Origin of the sequence: Collinsella sp. AM44-11 (genome assembly GCF_003467145.1) — a bacterium.
Lineage (GTDB): Bacteria > Actinomycetota > Coriobacteriia > Coriobacteriales > Coriobacteriaceae > Collinsella.
In genome coordinates, this window is sequence record NZ_QSFE01000035.1 from 1 (window position 1) to 1,582 (window position 1,582).

Here is a 1,582-nt window from a genome sequence, read left to right on the forward strand (position 1 = left end):
TAGAGCGCCTTGCCGTCCTCGAGGTAGCCCTCCTGGTCGAAGTGCATGATCTCGATCTTCTCGGTTTCCTTCATGGCTTTTCCTTTCTGTCCTGCACGCAACTCTATACATCGCGTTTCTTTTCGATACCAATTATAGACATACACATAACGTGTTTTTAATACCACTTATCAATCTGTTCCAATCCTCGGTGAACGGTCGAAATTCTCTGGTGAGTGGTATTAAATTAGAATTGAATGTATAGCTAACACCGCCGACGCCTCCCTTGTGCGACAAAGAACAGCGTTCCTACCAGCGCAATAATGGTCGATGCCCCAAACAGCACCGCCTGGACGCCCAAAGCCTCCGCCAAAAACGGAGCCGCCAGCAGCGGCAGCACGCCGGCGCTCATCAGGCCAAAACGCACAAAGCCGGTAATGCGCCCCAGGTATTTGATGTCGGCGCGCTCCTGAATCAAGATCATCTGTAGCGGTTCTAGGAATCCCCAGGCCATACCGTTAATCGCCTGACCGATAATCGCGACCCCCAGCATATCGGTGCCCACGTACACCATGGACCCAATGCCCACGGCCATGAGCGCGCCGAGCAACAATCGCAGGTTGATATGACGAGCAGAAAGCTTGGTCAGGATGAACGCGCCCACCGAGGAAGTGAGGCCCACGACCGAGGACAGCCAGCCCAGCCAGACGATATCCACGTTGAGCACATCACGGTAGAACAACGACTCCAGCGAATCGAACGCGCCAAACGCAAAGAAACCCAAAAAGCCCGAGATAAAGATGAGGCGCAGGTCGTGATCGCGAAACGTAAGTCGCGCACCCTCGGTCATGCCGCCCAGAATACCGCCCTTCGGCTTCTCCCCTTTTGCGGGAGCAACGCACTCTCGACAGCCCAAGGAGAGCACGGCCGCCACACACATCATGCCCGCCATGAGCAGATAGACCGATTGCGTGGCAAAACAGCTCACAATGGCGCCACCGAGCAGCGGGCCAGCGGTATAGGCGATATTGCTGTAGAACACCATGAGACCGTTCACGCGGGTGCGGCCCTCGGTGGCTGACTCCAGGTATCCCGGAAACGCATGCGTGCAGGTGTTGATAAAGCCGCCCGCAAGTCCCAAGACGCACGCGGCAAACACAAGCCCGGGGACAGACAACGGCGCCAACCCCACGCCAAGCGATAGCACCGCCGTAATCACGCACGTCACAAACGACGTCCGGCGCGGTCCAAAGCGATCGATGACCGAGCCCGACACCATATTGCCCGCCGACGTCATAAGATTGCGCACGAGCGTAATGACAGCAACCAAAAAGGCCGTGCCGGCCAGATCATACGTGGCCGCACCGATAAGCCCCAAAAAGTAGACCGCGTTGTTGGCGCACCACTGCAGGGACTCAATAAGAATCAGCCTGACCTCTGCCGGCGTCAGGCGCATTGCTTCGCGATCCTTCGCGAACATACGAACTCCTTCTATACAAAAAGGGGATGGAGGGCATAGGCCTGCTCCATCCCCTTTCCAGGTTGCAACGAAAATCTATGCAGCCGGGCCCTTACGCCAGCACGCCGAAGAACGCGCCGACGA

The 1,582-nt window shown here is 57.0% G+C and carries 1 protein-coding gene; it reads right to left on the reverse strand.

Annotation, left to right across the window (positions count from 1 at the left end; translation table 11 throughout):
• Positions 1-244 precede the first annotated feature (244 nt).
• Positions 245-1,459: an MFS transporter gene (locus tag DW943_RS10315; protein ID WP_199572900.1), complete on the reverse strand. Its 1,215-nt coding sequence runs from the start codon at positions 1,457-1,459 to the stop codon at positions 245-247.
• Positions 1,460-1,582 lie beyond the last annotated feature (123 nt).

Excerpts from the sequence above, each read along its gene's own strand:
- DW943_RS10315 (WP_199572900.1), bottom strand. The coding sequence starts at position 1,459 with ATGTTCGCGAAGGATCGCGAAGCAATGCGCCTGACGCCGGCAGAGGTC.